This is a genomic window from Streptomyces millisiae (genome assembly GCF_031845425.1).
GTDB lineage: Bacteria > Actinomycetota > Actinomycetes > Streptomycetales > Streptomycetaceae > Streptomyces > Streptomyces millisiae.
This window is the reverse complement of sequence record NZ_JAVREM010000001.1, coordinates 194,409-210,321: the sequence shown is the minus strand read 5'-3', so window position 1 is coordinate 210,321 and position 15,913 is coordinate 194,409. Positions and strand designations below refer to the sequence as shown.

General features: G+C 75.6%; 16 protein-coding genes. 3 read left to right on the top strand and 13 right to left on the bottom strand.

Annotated elements, in window-relative coordinates; translation table 11 throughout:
* Positions 1-11: 11 nt before the first annotated feature.
* The 8 genes from RNC47_RS00915 to RNC47_RS00880 form a co-directional block, all read right to left on the bottom strand.
* Positions 12-542: a hypothetical protein gene (locus RNC47_RS00915; protein ID WP_311594623.1), complete on the bottom strand. Its 531-nt coding sequence runs from the start codon at positions 540-542 to the stop codon at positions 12-14.
* 82 nt (positions 543-624) lie between these two features.
* Positions 625-1,119: a DUF4430 domain-containing protein gene (locus RNC47_RS00910; RefSeq protein WP_311594622.1), complete on the bottom strand. Its 495-nt coding sequence runs from the start codon at positions 1,117-1,119 to the stop codon at positions 625-627.
* A 54-nt stretch (positions 1,120-1,173) separates the two neighbouring features.
* Positions 1,174-2,661 carry a prenyltransferase/squalene oxidase repeat-containing protein gene (locus RNC47_RS00905; protein ID WP_311594621.1) on the bottom strand — a complete coding sequence of 496 codons (1,488 nt, stop codon included), beginning with the start codon at positions 2,659-2,661 and terminating at the stop codon, positions 1,174-1,176.
* Positions 2,658-3,536: an ECF transporter S component gene (locus RNC47_RS00900; protein ID WP_311594620.1), complete on the bottom strand. Its 879-nt coding sequence runs from the start codon at positions 3,534-3,536 to the stop codon at positions 2,658-2,660. Before RNC47_RS00900 ends, RNC47_RS00905 begins: the two co-directional genes overlap by 4 nt.
* Positions 3,533-5,155 carry an ABC transporter ATP-binding protein gene (locus tag RNC47_RS00895; RefSeq protein ID WP_311594619.1) on the bottom strand — a complete coding sequence of 541 codons (1,623 nt, stop codon included), beginning with the start codon at positions 5,153-5,155 and terminating at the stop codon, positions 3,533-3,535. Before RNC47_RS00895 ends, RNC47_RS00900 begins: the two co-directional genes overlap by 4 nt.
* On the bottom strand, positions 5,152-6,285 hold the full coding sequence (locus RNC47_RS00890; RefSeq protein ID WP_311594618.1) for a CbiQ family ECF transporter T component: 1,134 nt from the start codon (positions 6,283-6,285) through the stop codon (positions 5,152-5,154). Before RNC47_RS00890 ends, RNC47_RS00895 begins: the two co-directional genes overlap by 4 nt.
* Positions 6,282-7,310 (bottom strand): hypothetical protein, encoded by a 1,029-nt coding sequence (locus RNC47_RS00885; RefSeq protein ID WP_311594617.1) that lies wholly within the window; start codon positions 7,308-7,310, stop codon positions 6,282-6,284. The genes RNC47_RS00890 and RNC47_RS00885 overlap by 4 nt, the downstream gene beginning before the upstream one ends.
* A gap of 302 nt (positions 7,311-7,612) precedes the next feature.
* A complete protein-coding gene (locus RNC47_RS00880) occupies positions 7,613-8,017 on the bottom strand; it encodes a hypothetical protein (RefSeq protein WP_311594616.1) in 405 nt (134 codons plus the stop codon).
* Positions 8,018-8,193: 176 nt separating this feature from the next.
* Between RNC47_RS00880 and RNC47_RS00875 the strand changes: the two genes are divergently transcribed.
* Together RNC47_RS00875 and RNC47_RS00870 are read left to right on the top strand one after the other, a co-directional pair.
* Entirely contained in the window at positions 8,194-9,813 is a 1,620-nt protein-coding gene (locus RNC47_RS00875; protein ID WP_449657342.1) for a translation initiation factor 2, read from the top strand.
* Between the two features lie 33 nt (positions 9,814-9,846).
* Entirely contained in the window at positions 9,847-10,266 is a 420-nt protein-coding gene (locus RNC47_RS00870; protein ID WP_311594614.1) for a pyrophosphohydrolase domain-containing protein, read from the top strand.
* A 31-nt stretch (positions 10,267-10,297) separates the two neighbouring features.
* Here the strand turns inward: RNC47_RS00870 and RNC47_RS00865 are convergent, their stop codons facing one another.
* The 3 genes from RNC47_RS00865 to RNC47_RS00855 form a co-directional block, all read right to left on the bottom strand.
* Positions 10,298-12,268, bottom strand: coding sequence for a hypothetical protein (locus tag RNC47_RS00865; protein ID WP_311594613.1), 1,971 nt, complete (start codon positions 12,266-12,268; stop codon positions 10,298-10,300).
* Between the two features lie 86 nt (positions 12,269-12,354).
* Entirely contained in the window at positions 12,355-12,909 is a 555-nt protein-coding gene (locus RNC47_RS00860) for a YbaK/EbsC family protein (RefSeq protein ID WP_311594611.1), read from the bottom strand.
* 30 nt (positions 12,910-12,939) lie between these two features.
* The gene (locus RNC47_RS00855) at positions 12,940-13,515 is read right to left on the bottom strand and encodes a helix-turn-helix domain-containing protein (protein WP_311594610.1); all 576 of its coding nucleotides are present in this window, start codon (positions 13,513-13,515) and stop codon (positions 12,940-12,942) included.
* Between the two features lie 102 nt (positions 13,516-13,617).
* Here RNC47_RS00855 and RNC47_RS00850 point away from each other — a divergent pair, with 102 nt between their 5' ends.
* The gene (locus RNC47_RS00850) at positions 13,618-14,478 is read left to right on the top strand and encodes a DMT family transporter (protein ID WP_311594609.1); all 861 of its coding nucleotides are present in this window, start codon (positions 13,618-13,620) and stop codon (positions 14,476-14,478) included.
* 4 nt (positions 14,479-14,482) lie between these two features.
* Here RNC47_RS00850 and RNC47_RS00845 read toward each other — a convergent pair whose 3' ends face one another.
* Both RNC47_RS00845 and RNC47_RS00840 read right to left on the bottom strand, forming a co-directional pair.
* Positions 14,483-14,965: a DUF4442 domain-containing protein gene (locus RNC47_RS00845; protein ID WP_311594607.1), complete on the bottom strand. Its 483-nt coding sequence runs from the start codon at positions 14,963-14,965 to the stop codon at positions 14,483-14,485.
* Between the two features lie 65 nt (positions 14,966-15,030).
* Complete coding sequence (locus tag RNC47_RS00840; protein ID WP_311594605.1) at positions 15,031-15,900, bottom strand: spermidine synthase; 870 nt, start codon at positions 15,898-15,900, stop codon at positions 15,031-15,033.
* Positions 15,901-15,913: the final 13 nt, after the last annotated feature.

The following is a 15,913-nucleotide window of genomic DNA, read 5'->3' as shown; positions in this document are numbered from 1 at the left end:
GGGCTCGCCCGTCAGTCCCGCTCCGGAGCGGTGGCGCGGATGCGCGCGGCGGTCTCCCCCGCCTCGGCCAACCGGTCCGTGGCCAACCGCAGTTGCTCGCTCGCGGCCCGGGTGTCGGCCTCGGGGACGCTGACGGAGATCAGGAAGGCCAGGGTGGACTCGAGCGCCTGCGCGGTCTCGGCGGCGAGGCGCCAGATCTCGCCCACCCCGCCCTCGCCGATGGCCTCGCGCATGGCCGCGCCGAGCGGGGTGACGCCGTGCGCGAGCCGGATGGCGCGGTAGTGGGACATGATCAGCCGCTCCAGGACGATCTGGCCGCCGTCGGGGCCCGAGAGGTCGGGGAGTTGGGGCAGCGCGATCCGGCCGTCGACGGTCTCCTCGTTCCGGACCCGCACCTCGGCGGCCTCGAGCAGCAGGCGGGCCAGGTCGACGGGCGCGGCGAGGCCGGCCTGCACGGGAAAGCCGAGCGCCGTCAGGGCGGCGGCGTAACGCTCGGCGTCCGCTGGTGAGTTGGGGGAGTCGGGCGAGTCAGCAGAGGTCATCCGACATGCGTATCACGCTCGCGACTCCCCCGGTGCCGCCGGGCTCGGCCGGCGGCACCGGGGGCGGGCCCCGGGCCCGTCATCACCCGATCTCGGTCCAGGTGAAGGCGACCTCGTCACCCTCGTCGAGCAGCTGCTGGCAGCCGCCGACCAGGGTGGCGGCGCCGTTGACGGAGATCTCGTAGAAGTGGTCGGCGTCCTGCGTGAAGCCGTCGATGGAGGTCACCAGGTAGTCCTGGAACGAGGCGTACCAGACGCCGTCCCAGTCGAAGCCGCCCGCGTCGGCGGCGTCGTCCAGGGCGGCCGTCGGGGTGGCGCCGGCGGCCGGGTTGGCGCCGAGGTTGGTGCCGTCGCACAGCCGGGCCCCGCCGGTGAGCGGGGTGACGACGTGTCCGGTGGTGGTCACCTCGCCGTCGAAGATGACGCCGGCCGGCCCGGTGAGGGTGACGGAGACGGTGACCGGGTCGGCCGCGGCCCGGGCGCCGGCGGCCGCCGTGGCGGACGGGATGGCGGCGAGCGCGGCGAGGCCGGTGGTGGCGGCGACGGCGAGGACACGTCTGGCTCGGGTGGTGGGCATGGGTGGTCGCTCCTCGGATGGTGGTGGTGTGCGGGCCCGGCTGTCGCGGGCGGCTCAGGTGTCGCGGCGGCGGCGGCGGCGCGCGATCAGGTAGGCGGCGCAGCCGGCGAGCAGGAACAGCGCGGCGGCGGCCATCAGGGGGCGGGCGGAGGACGAGCCGGTGTCCGCGAGGTTCCCGTCGGGGCCGGTGCCGCTCGTGGTGGTGCCGGTGGTGGCGCCGGAGGTGGTGGGGCCCGTGGTGGTGGGGCCGCCCGTGGTGCCGTCGCTGGTGCCGCCGGTGGCGGTGGTTCCGTCGGTGGTGCCGCCGTCGGTCGTGCCGTCCGTCGCGGCGCCGTCCGTGGTGGCGCCGTCGGTCGTCGTGCCCGAGGTGGCGCCGGCGTCCGCGCCGTTCGCCGTGGCGCCGTCGCTGGTGTCGCCGTTCGCGGCGCCGTCCGCGTCGGCGCCGTTGGCCGCGCCGCCCGCGCCCGGCTGGCCGGTGGTGGCGCCGGCGGAGCCGTCGTCCGGGGTGCAGTCGATGGGCTCGGTGTCGGGCGCGGAGGAGGCGCCGTCGATCTCGCCGAGCGCCTGGCCGGCCAGCGCCGGTATCGCCTGGGCCGTGGCGCGCAGCGCCAGCCCGTTGGCGACGGGCTCCGTGTAGCCGACGGCGCCCCGGTCGGCCGCCGCGCCGGCGCAGCCGACCTGCACCGAACGCAGCCAGGTCGCGCCGCGCCTGGCCGCCTCCTCCCGGCCGCCGGCGGCCAGGGCCTGGACGGCCAGGGCCGTGGAGTTGGTGTTGGGGGCGCTCGCGGCGTCGTAGCCGAAGCCGCCGTCCTCGCGCTGCCGGCCCTCCAGCCAGTCGAGCGCGGGCTCCGCGTCCGCGGTGCTGCCCACCGCGAGCAGCGCCTGCACGGCCATGCCGGTGCTGTCGGTGTCGGAGGTGCAGCGGTCGGGGTTGCGGCGCAGCGAGAGCGGGTAGCCGCCGTCGGCGCAGCGGGTGGAGGCGAGGAAGTCCACGGCGGAGTCGGGCACGTCGCCGGTGCGCTCCAGGGCGAGCACGGCCAGGGACTGGCTGAACTGGTTGGACATGTCGCCGGTGGTTCCCGCGTCGGTGAAGCGGCCGGTGTCCTGGAGGCGGCCGAGCAGGGTCGCGGTCAGGTCCTGGCCGCCGAAGTCGCCCGGGTCGCGGTGTTCGACGGCCGCGACCAGGGCGAGCTTGGCGGCGCCGCCGGCGAAGACGGTGCCCGCGCCGCCGCCCCGGGTGATGTAGTCGGCGGCGTTCTCCGCCAGCCAGTCGGTGGCCCGGTCCGCGGTGTCGCCCGCGGTGCCGGAGGCGGCGAGCCCGAGCACGATGTCGGCGGTCAGGCCGTGGTCGCCGCCCGCGTGGGTGCCCTCGGTGAGCTGGCCGGCGGCCCAGGTCGCGGCGGCGGCCGCCGGGTCGCGCAGCTCGGGCGGCGCGTCGGCGGCCGCGTTCGCCGCCGGCAGCGTCATGGCGCCGGCCATGAGTGCTCCGGCCAGCGCGAGTCTGGCCGCCGGTCTCCTGCTCGTCGGACTCGTCGGACTCATCGGCTGAGTGCTCCTTCGTGGTGTGCGCGGTGCGGCGCGGATGCGGATGCGGGGGTGAAGGTGACGGGGGCGTCGAACGCGGCACGCCGGGCCGCCCGGCGCAGCGTGGTGAGCACGGCGGGCCCGAGGACCACGACGGCGACGGCGTTGGTCAGGGCACGGCCGGTGTCCCAGCCGAAGGTGGAGGTCGCCAGGGTGTAGAGGACGAAGGTGTGCAGGTTCTCCGGGACGCCGGCCTCGGGGTCGATGGACAGCTGGGTGTCGGGGCCGGTGGCGTAGGGCCAGAACCAGAGGTTCATCAGCAGCCCGAACGCGTAGGCGGCCAGCATCCCGTAGCCGGCGAGCAGCGCGATCTCGGCCCGGCCGGTGGGGCGGCGCGGCAGCAGCCCGGCGCCGAGTCCCACCCAGCCGGCGGCGATCATCTGGAACGGCAGCCAGGGGCCGACGCCGGCGGTCAGCAGCGCGGAGGCGAAGAGCGAGACGGCGCCCAGGGCGAAGCCGAAGCCCGGGCCGAAGACCCGGCCGGCGAGGATGAGCACGAAGAACACGGTCTCGATCCCGGCGGTGCCGGCGCCCAGCGGGCGCAGCGCGGCGTTGACGGCGGCCAGCACGCCGAGCAGGGCGAGGGTCTTGGGGTCGATGCCGCCCTCGGAGAACTCGGCGAGCACCACGGCGAGCACCACCGGCAGCAGCAGCACGAACAGCAGCGGCGCGTGCCCGGCGTGCGCCATGGCCTGCGGCTCGGGTGGGGAGAGCAGCGGCCAGCAGAACATGGCGAGCCCGATCAGGCTGGCAAGCGCCAGCACGGCGGCGGCCCGGGGGCCGACGCGCAGCGCGGTGGCGCGGCGGGTGGTGGACGGCTGCTGGTCGGTCATCCGGCCGCCTCCTGGAGGGTGAGCGCGTGGGCGACCTGCTCGGGCGTGAGCCAGGGCAGCGGGCGCAGGATCTTGGCGACCTGCGGGGCGAAGGCGGGCGAGGCGCAGACGACGTCGGCGGTGGGGCCGTCGGCGACCAGTTCGCCCTCGCCGAGGACGGCGACCCGGTCCGCGGTGGCCGCCACGAACTCCACGTCGTGGGTGGCGATCAGCACCGCATGGCCCTCGTCGGCGAGTTCGCGCACCACCCGGCCGAAGTGCCGCTTGGCGTGGTAGTCCAGGCCCCTGGTCGGCTCGTCGAGAAGCATCACCCGTGGCGCGGCCGTAAGTTGGACGGCGAGCACGAGGGCGAGTCGCTGCCCCTCGGAGAGGTCGCGGGGATGGCGGTCGTCCGGTATGCCGGGCGCGAGACGGTCCAGCAGCGCGCGGCAGGTGCCCGGGGTGGCGGCCGACTCGCGGTCGGCCTGGGCGCACTCGGCGGCCACGGTCTGCAGGTAGAGCAGGTCGGCGGCGCTCTGCGGCACGAGGCCGACGAGTTCCCTGGCGCGCCGCGCGCCGGCCTGGCCGGGGTCGGTGCCCGCGACCGTGACGCTGCCGGAGCGGCGCGGGCCGGAGCCCTGGAGGGCCCACAGCAGCGACGACTTGCCCGAGCCGTTGCGCCCCATCAGCGCGGCGACCTCGCCCGGCCACAGCGTCAGGTCGACCTCGCGGACGGCGACCGCGGAGCCGTAGGTGACGGTGATCCGGTGGGCGTCCAGGGCGGGTTCGCGCTCGCCGCCGGCCGGTTCCGGGGCGGGCGGCAGCTGGCCTTCGAGGCGGCGGCGCAGCGCGGGCGCGTGCCGGCGGGCGTCCCGCACGGAGAGCGGCAGCGGCCGCCAGCCGGCGACGCGGCCCAACTGGACGACGGGTGGTGCGACGTCGGAGTCGGCCATCAGCTCGGCCGGCTCGCCGTCGCGCACGGCGCCGTCGCCGGCGAGGTGCAGCAGCCGGTCGGCGTACTGCAGCACGCGCTCCATGCGGTGTTCGGCGATCAGCACGGTGGTGCCGAGGTCGTGCACGAGGCGCAGCACGGCGGCCAGCACCTCCTCGGCCGCGGTGGGGTCGAGCGCCGAGGTGGGCTCGTCGAGGACGAGCACGGCGGGGTGGGTGGTGAGCACCGAGCCGATCGCCACCCGCTGCTGCTGGCCGCCCGAGAGGGTGCGCAGTGGCCGGTGCCGCAGCTCGGCGATGCCCAGCAGGTCGAGGGTCTCCTCGACCCGCTTGCGCATGGTGCCCGGGTCGATGGCCAACTGCTCCATGCCGTAGGCGAGTTCTTCCTCGACGGTGTCGGTGACGAAGCCGGCGAGCGGGTCCTGGCCGACGACGCCGACGAGATGCGCGAACTCCTGGGGCGCCGCGGCGTCGGTGCGCTGCCCGGCGACGGTGACCGTGCCGCGCAGGGTGCCTCCGGTGAACCGGGGCACCAGTCCGTTGACGGCGCCCAGCAGGGTCGACTTGCCGGTGCCGGTGCGGCCGGTGACGAGGCAGAGTTCGCCCTCGCCGATGTCCAGGGCGACGTCGCGCAGGGTGGGCCGCTCGGCGTCCGGGTAGGTGAAGGTCACCTCGTGGAACGTGATCACGCCGGGGCCTTTCCTGGAGGGGGCGCGGGCTGGTTGGTCGGTGGTGGCGGGGCCAGGACGGCGGGCAGCAGGCCGACGAGCACGGCGACGACCGGCAGCGGCGAGACCTCGGGCCAGCTGAGCGGGTTGAGCGAGGGGTAGAGGTTGGCCGGGTCCACCCGGGAGGACAGGAACATCAGCGCGGCCGTGGTCACCCCGGCGGCGGCGGTGAGCAGTTCGCCGGCCCGCCAGCGGTCGGGTCGGTAGTTGCTGCGCCGCACGCGGCGGCCGCCGAGCAGGAAGCCGAGCACCGCGACGCCGGCCCCGGCCAGCAGCAGCGGCAGGCCCAGGTAGCGCGGGGCGGCGCTGTCCAGCAGCCCGTAGAGACCGGCGCTGATGCCCAGCAGGCCGCCGATGACGAGGGTGCCGACGACCAGCCTGACGCGCGGCGGCGTGTCGCCGGTACGGCCGTAGCCGCGGGAGGCCATGGCGGCGGCGAGGGCGAGCGAGCGGCTGAGCGCGTCCTCGAGCACCGGGACGACGATGCCGCGCAGCGCCGCCGTGCCGCGCTCCCCCGCGCCGCGCAGCCGCCGGGCGCGGCGCACCCGCTGGACGCTCTCGACGAGTTGCGGCGCGACGGAGAGGGCAACCACCACGGAGGTCCCCACCTCGTGCAGCGCGCCGGGCAGCGACTTCAGCAGCCGCTTGGGGTTGGCCAGGGCGTTGGCGGCGCCGACGCACACGACCATGGTGGCCAGTTGCAGCCCGTCGTAGGCGCCGCCGAGCAGCTCCTCGGCGCTGACCGCGCCGAGCAGCCGGATGCCGGCGGCGGCCTCGGGCAGCGGTATCTCGGGCAGCGTGAAGAGGACGGTCCCGCCCTGACCGCCGCCGAACACGATCCGGAACAGCACGCGCATGACGACGATGAAGGCGCCGAAGAGCAGGTACATCCGGAAGGACAGCGCCCAGGGGGCGTCGGTGCGGCGCCGCACCACCACGTACCCGGCGACGGCCAGCACCAGGGCGAGCAGCAGCGGGTTGGTGGTGCGGCTGGCGGCTATCGCGAGGCCGAGGGCCCACAGCCACCAGGCGCCCGGGTGCAGGGCGCGGGGCAGTGTGGTGGCGGCACGGTCCAGGAGGCCCGCGCTCACTGCTCGCCGGCCGTTCGGGCGGCGCGGCGTCTGCGCCAGGCGGCCAGGCCGCCGGCGGCCACCAGGGCGGCGAGCAGACCGAGGGTGGCGATGGTCGAGACGGAGGGGCCGGAGGACTCCGAGGCGGCGCGGTCCTCCTCGAACTCCTCGTCCTGGCCGCTCCAGTCGGCGGCCTCGCTGGGGGCGGGGCCGGGTGTCGCCTCGGTGCGCTCGTCGTCCTCGGCGGCGTCCGCCTCAGCGTCCCGCCGCTCCTCGTCCTCCGCTTCTTCCCCTTCTTCCCCGTCCGGCCGCTGGTCGTCCGCGTCCTCCGTGGGCGGGGTGGCGTCGTCGCCCGGATCCGTCTCGGTCTGTCCGCCGGCGCCGCCGGTGGTGGCGGCGCCGCCGTCCTGGCCGCCGGTGCCACCCGTGCCCGCGCTCGCCGAACCGCCGCCGGTGCCACCGGAGTCGCCTCCGGTCGAGGAACCGCCGCCCGACCCGCCGCCGCCCGACGAGCCGCCGCCCGTCTCGTCCTCCCCGGCCGGACGCAGGGGCGCGACGCCGGGCGCCGGGGAGTCGCCGCTCTCCCGGTCGAGCGAGAAGGACCAGCCCTCGAAGCTGCCCTCCGGTGGGGTGCGGTAGCTGGCGCCGAGCTGGCTGTAGGTCCACTCACCACCGTTCTCCGCGTGCCAGTAGGACCAGTAGGCGTCGGCCGGCGGGGTGTCCACGCAGGGCTCGCGGTCCGTGCCGGGACGGTCGTTGATCCGGCAGACGAAGGCGTCGCCCCAGCGGCTGGTGCCGCTCACCTCGAACCCGGCGTTGCGCAGCGCCGCGAGACCGTCGGACTGGCCGCCGGGGGCGCATCGCACCACCCGGCCGCCGCCGAGCTCACGGAAGTCGACGACCACGGTCACGCCGCTCGCGTCGGGGCAGAATCCGGCGGTGCCGGCGAGGGTGGGCCCCGCGGCGTGGGCGCCGGCGGGCAGGAACGCCGTCAGCATGGCGAGCAGCGCCGCCAGGACGGCTGCGCGGACTCCGGCGCGGGGCATCGTGTCCCTTTCGATGAGAGACCGCCAAGGCCTCCCTCACGGAACCGATGCGCGGCAAACCGATCGGCTGCGGCGGCGCATCAGGCTTCCACTCTGCAGACCGTGACAGTGAGAAGCTGTCCGCGGGCACGCCGAGCGATCCGACTCACGACGCTTCGCGCCGTTCACGGTTGCAGGTCAGTGCCGGAATTCCACCGGCTTCCCTCGGTTGTGCCCGCATGGAGTTGTCCATCCGCCCCCGGGCGGAATCGTCCCTCAGGATAAGGCCAATTCGCACCCCTGACCAGCCGTCCAGGGGTGGCCTACGCCTCATCGGAGGGCGGCCGCAGCGCCTTTCCCGCGGCAGCCACGAACGCGGCGCGCGCCTGGGCGATCTCGTCGAGCGAGCGCTCGCCGCGCAGCAGGTCGACCAGGGTCCGCGCGGACTCGGCGACCTCGGTCGGCCCTTCGAGCGTCACCGCGTCGAACGCCCGGCGCAGCGCCGCCCGGTCGGTGGCCCGGCCCTCGGCGGCCTCCAGGAACCGCAGATAGGTGACGCGCCGCTGGTCGAGCATCCGGACGGACCGCTGCTCGGCGATCGACATCCGGACGGTGGCGACCATCGCCGCCGCCTGCCGCTCGCCCGCGCTGCGGGCGAACCAGCCGGTGACGAGACTGCCGGCGACGGCCGCCGCGGCGGCGATCAGCGCGATTCCCCAGTCGCTCATGGCCCCTCTTCCTTCCCCGGTACGATCGGCCCATGCCGCCCGACGACGCCCAGATCACCTCGCTGAACTGCGGAAACGGCGCACAAACCCCAACTCTGAAGACTAGTATGGATACTTGGGCGACGGGCGACGGGCGACGGGCGACGGGCGACGGGCGACAGGCGACGCGGAGGTCGGTGCTGTTCGCCGCGCGATCCGCGGTGGCGCTGCACCGACTGCTCGACGTGCTCCCGGTCTTCGAGGGTGACGACCGGGTCGAGCGGTACTTCACCCTGGTCCCCGGCTCCGAGTTCGGCGTCGGGGCACTGGCCGCCGTCGGACGCGCCGGGGGGCGCACCATCCCGTGGGACGAGGCCCGCGGGCGGGCGTTCGACCTGGTCGTCGCGGCCAGCCCCAAGGGGGAGCTGAGCGAGCTCCACGGCCCCCTGGTCCTGCTCCCCCATGGCGCCGGCTACGGCAAGACGCTCCCTGGCGAGGGCTCCGGCGGCGCGCCCTCCGGGCTCGACCGGGCGTATCTGACGTCCCGCGGCCGGCCGGTCGCCGCGCTGCACGCGCTGGCCCACCCCAGCCAGGTCGACCGGCTGGCGGTCGAGAGCCGGGCGGCGGCGACCGTGACGACGGTCACCGGCGACCCGACGCTGGAGCGGATCCTCGAATCCGCCGTCCTGCGCCCGAAGTTCCGGGCCGCCCTCGGCACCGGTGGGCGCCGGCTCGTCGTCATCACGTCGACCTGGGGTCCCGAGTCCCTGCTCCGACGCCGGCCCTCGCTGCCCGCCGAGCTGCTGGCCGGCCTGCCGTACGACGCCTACCAGCTGGCCCTGGTCGCGCACCCCAACGAGCACAGCGAGCGGGGCGCGCTCCAGTTCAGGGAGCCGCTGCGCCCGGCGCTCGACGCGGGGCTGGTACTGGCCGAGCCACACGAGGAGTGGGCCTCGGTGCTGGTCGCCGCCGACGTCGTGATCAGCGACCACGGTTCGACGGCGCTCTACGCGGCGGCGCTCGACCGGCCCGTCATCGCCGCCTACGACGGCGGCCGGGAGCTGATACCCGGCAGCCCGACGGCCGAACTGCTCGCCGGCAGCCCGCGGTTCGCGGGCCCGGACAGCGTCGGCGCGGCACTCGCGGGCCATCGTCCCGGGGCGGCCCGCGCCCGCACCGGACTGGCCTTCGCCCACCAGCACGAAGCCCTGGCGCGGCTCCGGGCGAGCGTCTACCCGCTGCTCGGGCTCGATCCGCCCGCGTGGCCCGCCGTCCCCCGACTCCTGCCCGTTCCCGCGCGGCCTGCCGGCGGGCCCGGCGCCTTCGCCGTCCGGACCCGGATCAGCGGGACCGAGGTGCGGGTCGAGCGCTTTCCCGACCGGGTCGGACCTGACGGCCACTTCCTCGCCGCCGAGTCCGGCTCGGCGGGCCGGAGACACGAGGAGACGGCGGGGCTGCTCTACCGCCGGTCGCCGGGCGAGCCCGCGCCGCACGCCGAGGGCCGCAGCGCCGAGCGCTGGCTCCTCGACACCCTCGCGGACCATCCGGCCTGCCAGACGGCCGGGATCATCCTCTCCCCGGAACTCTGCCTGCTGGCCTCCCGATCGGGCCCACCGTTGGCGGCCAGGATCGAGCAGAGCCGCCAGGACGGCACGGCGTACCTCCCTGACCCCGCCGCGGTCCTCTGCGGGCTGCACGCCTGGCGACCGGCCCCGCCCCCGGAGTTCACCTGCGTGACAGGGGGCCGCGCGAACCGGGTGCGGCTCGCCCCCGCGACGCCGGCGGAGCTGGCACGGACGGTGTGGGCCGGGCCCTGAGGAACCGGGCCGGAGAGGGCCTAGGCTCAGGGCATGGACCATGAGCCGATGCGACGAGTCGCCGAGTTCCGCGAGGTGTTCGATGGTGAGGCCGGGGCCGAACGCCCCGAACTGGCGGAACACCGCCGGACGTTGCTGACCGAGGAGGCGCGCGAGGCCGCCGGGGCCCTCACCGACCTCGCGCAGGCCCTGCGCACCGGCGACGACCCGCTCACCGCCTACCAGGCGGTGGCCAAGGAACTGGCGGACGTCCTCTACGTGACCTACGGCGCCGCGGACGCGCTGGGCATCGACCTGCCGGCCGTCTTCGTCGAGGTCCACCGGTCCAACATGAGCAAGCTCGACGCGGACGGCCGGGTTCTCCGCCGGGCCGACGGCAAGGTGCTCAAGGGCCCGGGCTACCGGCCACCGGTCCTCGACGGCCTCGTCGACCGGCCGTCGGCCGGTTCCTGAGCGCTCGCGCGGCCGCCTCCGCCCGAGGCGCTCAGCCGTCGACGCCGTTGCGTCGGCGGATGGCGTGGGCCAGCTCGCGGTGTTCGGCGGCCGCCTCCTCCTCGCCCGCCTCCTCGGCCAGCGCGCCGAGCGTGTCCAGGACGCGCGCCTCGTCATAGCTGGAGCCGCGTGCCCTGGCAGCGGCCAGCGACTCCTCGTACAGCACGCGCGCCGCGTCGAGCCGACCGCGTCGACGCAGCACGCCGGCGAGTGCGAAGCCGGTGCGGGCGGCCATCCGCGGGCGCCCGAGCTCTCCCGCCATCGCCTCGTGGGCGGTGGCCAACAGCTCGGCGGCGCGGTCGAGTTCGCCGAGCTCGGCCAGGGCCTCGCCGAGTCGGTAGGTCTGGAGCGCCGCGCCGTAGCGGTTGCCGATCGCCAGGTGGACCTGTCGTGCCGCCTCGAACTCCTCGGCCGCGCCGGCCCAGTCGCCCCCGACCGAGCGGAGTGATCCGGTGAACTCGCGGACGGAGGCGGCGAGCTTACGCTCGGGGGCGCTGTCGCCGAGGGCGGCGGTAGCCGTCCCGGCGCGCGTCATCTCCTCGCCCGCCTCGGACACGTCGCCACGCTCCCACAGCGCTCTGGCCAGCTGGCACCGCATCCGGATCAGCGCCGGCACGTGGCCGGCGCGCTGGGCCGCGGCGACTCCGGTGCGGAAGGCATCGACGGTGTCCACGTAGCGCTTGTGGTCGAGGAAGTGGGTCCACAGCGGCTCGCACAACGCCCATGCCTCGGCGTCGAGTCCGTGCTCGTGGGCGAGGCGGACGCCGGCGTACAGCGCGTGCCGCTCCTCCTCCAGCCAGCGCAGGGCGCGCGTCTTGGCGGCGTCCCCGGGCCCGAAGTCGACGTCGGGAGCGTCTGGCAGTGCGGGGACCGGTTCGCCCAGGGTCAGTCGGCTGCCGGCCGCGATCAGGTCCGCGCGTTGCGCCTGACGCAGGTACCAGCGGACGATCCGCCGGCGGGCCTGGGCGAGTTGGTCCTCGTCGGCGTCGTGACGGGCGCGCCGCCTGGCGTGCGCGCGCAGGGGCCCCGGCACGCGCTTGTGGTCGCCGCGCGGTTCGAGCAGCCCGGCGGTCTCCAGCTCCTCGATGGCGTCCTCGGCGGCCTCGGCGCCCCGGCCGAGCAGGGCCGCCGCGGCGGCCGGGGACAGGGGCGCGTCGGGCGCGGCGCCCAAGAAGCGGTAGAGCAGGGCGGCTTCGGGGCCGAGGTCGCGGTATGCGGCGTCCCACACCTGGTCGACCATGGGCAGCCCTCGCTCCTCCAACTCGGCGGTGAACGTGGTGAGCAGCCGCGCCAGCGGACGTCGGCGGTGCTTGCGGACCAGCCGGGCGGCGACGTGCAGGGCGACCGGCAAGCCGGAGCAGAGCCGCAGCAGTCGGGCGACCGCCTCGGGTTCGGCGTCGAGCCGCGGATCGTCCACCACGCTGCGCAGCAGCCGGAGGGCGTGGGCGTCGTCGAGCGGGCCGAGCCGGAGTTCGACGCCGCCGCCGTCCGGCAGGTCGTACAGCGGGCCCTGACTGGCGACGATCACGGTGCTGCCGCCCGAGGCGGGCAGCAGTGGCTGTACCTCGCTGCCGTAGCGGACGTTGTCGACGAAGACCAGCAGCCGTTTCCCCTCGGTCAGCCGCCAGTACTGCCGGCGGCGGGCGCCGAGCGAGAGGTTCAGCCAGTCGGACCCGTCGCTGAGCGGGCCGAGCAGGTCGCCCAGGACGTCGAGGACGTCCACCACGCCGTCCCGGCGCAGTTCGTCGAGGTCGAGGTAGAGGACGCCGTCGGCGAACCGGTCGCGGAGCCGACGGGCGAGGTGGAGTCCGAGCTCGGTCTTTCCGACACCGCCGAGGCCGCTCAGCGCGATCCACAGCGGCCTGCTGGGTTCGTCCCACTCGGCCACGGCCCGCAGGGCGCGCGCCCGTTCCTCGTCCCGGTCGATGAAGTCCACCGTCTCGGGCGGGATCTGATACGTCATCCGGGGCCGACTCCGATGCCTCGCGCCAGTTCTCGACGGGCCAACTCTATGCCGGACGAGGGCCGTCGAGCAGGGCGCGGACGCGGTCAGCGGCCGAGGCCCTCCAGCACGACGGCGCCGGGGAGTTGGAGGAGCGCCTTGCCCGGCAGGATCAGCTTGCCGCGGCGCCGACCGCTGCCGACGAGGACGTGCGGCAGCTCGGTCACGGCGGCGTCGAGCAGCAGGGGCCAGTCGGCGGGCAGCCCGATCGGGGTGATGCCGCCGTACTCCATGCCGGTGGCGCCGACGGCGGTGTCGTGCGGCGCGAAGGACGCCTTGCGGGCCGCGAGTTGGCGGCGGACCACGCCGTTGACGTCGACCCGGGTGGTGGCGGGGACCAGGCAGGCGGCGAGGCTGGTCTCGCCGGCCCGCTTGCCGGCGACGACGACGCAGTTGGCGGACGCGTCGAGCAGGTCCCTGCCGTAGCTCTCGACGAAGACGGCGGTGTCGGCCTTCTCCGGGTCGGTGTCCACGTAGAGCACCTCGTCGGCCGGCAACGGACCCCGCCAGTCCCGGACGGCGGCGGCCACCGGCTCAACGAGCAGGTCCAGGCAGTCGGGGGCGGGGCGGACGTCGGCGAAGTCTCCGATGGGGGCGCGCATGTCGGCACGCTACCGCACGCCCGGCGCGGGTCAGTGGGAGTAGCCGGGGACCGAGACGGCCATGGTCATCTCGACCGGCTCGGTGCCGTCGTTGCGGTAGGCGTGCGCGACGTGGGACTCGAAGGAGGCGGAGGCGCCGGCGGGCACCTCGTGGTCGACGCCGTCCAGACGCAGGGTCAGCACGCCGGCGGTGACGTGCAGCAGCTCGGAGGTGCCGATCGGGTGGGGGTCGGAGGCGCTGCTCTCCCCCGGCATGAGACGCCACTCCCAGAGCTCGAGCGGCCCGGGTGCCTCGGTGCCGGCGAGCAGGGTGCTGTGGCTGCCGGCCGCCGTGGACCACAGGCGGACGGCCTGCTCGGCGGGGACGAGCCGGACCTTCGGCGCCTGGTCGAAGTCGAGCAGCGTGGTGATGCTGACGCCGAGCGCGTCGCCGACCTTCACCACGGTGCCGACGCTGGGGTTGGTCCGCGCCTGTTCGATCTGGATGAGCATGCCCCGGCTGACGCCGGCGCGGGCCGCGAGGGCGTCCAGCGTGAGGCCGCGTTCGGTGCGCAGCCGCCGCAGGTTGCGGGCGAGCGACTGGGAGAGCTGGTCGAGGTTGGTCACGGGCGCGGGCCTCTCGATCAATATACTGAATGGCACAGTGCAGTATTTTGAGCTACGGTGCGCTGGACTTCATGTTCATCAGACTGCACTGCGAGGTATCCGATGGTAGCCCTGGCCCTGGCCACCAGCCTGCTCTGGGGGTTGGCAGACTTCGGTGGCGGGCTGCTGGCGCGGCGCGTCCCGGCGCTCACGGTCACGGTGGTCTCGCAGGCGCTGGCCGTCGTGGTGCTCGGCGCCGTCGTGGTCGCCACCTCGGCGTGGACGGAGTTCGGCTGGCGGCTGTGGTTCGCGGTCGCGGCCGGAGTGATCGGCCCGCTGGTGCTGCTGTGCTTCTACCGGGCGCTGGCGCGCGGGCCGATGGGCGTGGTGTCGCCGCTGGTCTCCACGGCGGTGGTGGTGCCGTTCGCGGTGGCGCTGCTCCAGGGGGAACGGCCGGGCGGCGCGCAGTACACCGGGCTGCTGGTCGCCTTCGCCGGCGTGGTGCTGGCCGGCGGGCCGCAGCTGCGCGGCGCCGCGGTGCAGCGCGAGACGCTGGGCCTGACGCTGGTGTCGGCGCTCGGCTTCGGCGCGGTGCTGGCGCTGATCTCCGCGGCGTCCACGACGGTGACCGGCCTGTTCCTCGCCCTGTTCACGCAGCGGCTGTGCAACGTGCTGGCCGGCGGCGTCGCGCTGTGGGTGGCCGCGCGGCGCGGCTCGCCGGTGCTGCCCGCGGAGGGGCTGGGCGCGGTGCGGTCCGCCCTGCCCTCGTTGCTCTTCGTGGGGCTCGCCGACGTGGCGGCCAACGCCACCTACACGCTGGCCACCCGGATCGGCCCGGTGACGGTGGCCGCCATGCTGGCCTCGCTGTACCCGGTGGTGACGGCGCTCGCCGCCTGCGGCATGCTGCGCGAGCGACTACGCGCCGTCCAGGCCGCGGGCGCCTGTCTCGCGATGACGGGCACGCTGCTGCTGGCGACCGGCTAGCGACTCAACCGCCGTCGACCGGCGGGTCGTTGGGCCGCAGGGTCCACAGCACGGTCATCTCGCCCGTGACGGCGCCGTCCTCGCGGGTGATGTCGATGGTGATGGGGAACTCGGGCCGCCGGCCGGCGTCGAGTTCGGCCAGCACATCGGCGGCCGGGCGGCCCAGGGTGGCGACGGCGGTCACCGGTCCTCTGGCGACCTTCTTGAAGGCGATGTCGGCGCGGACCGGCAGCGGCACGGCGCGGGACAGCTGGTCGCCGAAGGCGGCCAGGACGATGGCGCCGCTCGCGGACTCGGCCAGCGTGAACATGGCGCCGGCGTGCGGGCCGCCGAGGTGGTTGGCGAACTCCGGCTGGTCCGGGAGGCGGAGCACGGCGCGCTCCGGCGTGACCTCCTCGTACTGGAGGTTGAGCGTCCGGACCATGGGCACCGTGGCCGCGAGCAGTTCGCCGACGGACGGCTCCGCGGCGGGCGTGGCGTCAGTCATACGATGAGGTTACCAGCGAGTAATGAAGCTGGGAACGGGGTCGCCCGCCCGATCCGGCCGGCCGGTCAGGCCAGGTCGAAGGCGCCGGACGGCGGGCGGGGCGAGGGCAGGCCGGCGGCCGCCCGCACCGGTTCGGCGTCGCCGATCAGCCGGGTCAGCTCCGCGCCGTGCACCACCCGGGCGGGAAACGGGTCGGCGGCGGCCCCCCGGGCCAGTTCGGCCACCGGGAGCGGGGCGTCGGAGGCGACCAGCACCACGTTGCCGAAGCGTCGGCCGCGCAGCACCGCGGGCTCGGCGATCAGGCACAGCTCGGCGAAGTGGACCCGGAGCGTGGCCAGTTGGGCGCGGGTGAAGTCGAGCGGCGCGGAGTCGGCGAGATTGGCGGCATAGCTGCCGCCGGGCCGCAGCACCCGGGCCGCCTCGGCGACGTGCCCGACGCCGGTGAGATGGGTGGGGATCCGGGAGCCGCGGAAGACGTCGGCCAGGACGACGTCCGCCGAGTCGGTCGGCGCCGCGGCCAGCAGCGCGCCCGCGTCCTCGACCACCACCTCGATCCCCGACCCCGGCGGCAGCGGCAACCGCTCGGCGACCAGGTCGACGAGCCCCCGGTCCACCTCGGCCACCCGCTGTCGCGAGCCTGGCCGGCGCCAGGCCGCGTAGCGGGGCAGGGTGAGCGCCCCGCCGCCCAGGTGCAGCACGTCGAGCGGGGCGCCGGGCGGGGCGGCCACGTCCAGCACGTGGGCGAGCCGCCTGGCGTACTCGAACTCCAGGTGACCCGGGTCGTCCAGGTCCAGGTGGGACTGGGGCGCGCCGTCCACGGTGAGCAGCCAGGCGCGCGGCCGGTCGAGGTCGGGAAGCAGCCGGGCGGTGCCCAGGTCGACGGCCCTGACCACGGGTGTCGGCTCGTCCTGCGCGTCCGGGATGGGCTCGTGCACGGTCCCATTCTGG

Bases quoted from the DNA above. Each gene is read 5' to 3' on its own strand.
- RNC47_RS00915 (WP_311594623.1), bottom strand. From the start codon at position 542: ATGACCTCTGCTGACTCGCCCGACTCCCCCAACTCACCAGCGGACGCC.
- RNC47_RS00910 (WP_311594622.1), bottom strand. From the start codon at position 1,119: ATGCCCACCACCCGAGCCAGACGTGTCCTCGCCGTCGCCGCCACCACC.
- RNC47_RS00905 (WP_311594621.1), bottom strand. From the start codon at position 2,661: ATGAGTCCGACGAGTCCGACGAGCAGGAGACCGGCGGCCAGACTCGCG.
- RNC47_RS00900 (WP_311594620.1), bottom strand. From the start codon at position 3,536: ATGACCGACCAGCAGCCGTCCACCACCCGCCGCGCCACCGCGCTGCGC.
- RNC47_RS00885 (WP_311594617.1), bottom strand. From the start codon at position 7,310: ATGCCCCGCGCCGGAGTCCGCGCAGCCGTCCTGGCGGCGCTGCTCGCC.
- RNC47_RS00880 (WP_311594616.1), bottom strand. From the start codon at position 8,017: ATGAGCGACTGGGGAATCGCGCTGATCGCCGCCGCGGCGGCCGTCGCC.
- RNC47_RS00870 (WP_311594614.1), top strand. From the start codon at position 9,847: ATGGACCATGAGCCGATGCGACGAGTCGCCGAGTTCCGCGAGGTGTTC.
- RNC47_RS00865 (WP_311594613.1), bottom strand. From the start codon at position 12,268: ATGACGTATCAGATCCCGCCCGAGACGGTGGACTTCATCGACCGGGAC.
- RNC47_RS00860 (WP_311594611.1), bottom strand. From the start codon at position 12,909: ATGCGCGCCCCCATCGGAGACTTCGCCGACGTCCGCCCCGCCCCCGAC.
- RNC47_RS00850 (WP_311594609.1), top strand. From the start codon at position 13,618: ATGGTAGCCCTGGCCCTGGCCACCAGCCTGCTCTGGGGGTTGGCAGAC.
- RNC47_RS00845 (WP_311594607.1), bottom strand. From the start codon at position 14,965: ATGACTGACGCCACGCCCGCCGCGGAGCCGTCCGTCGGCGAACTGCTC.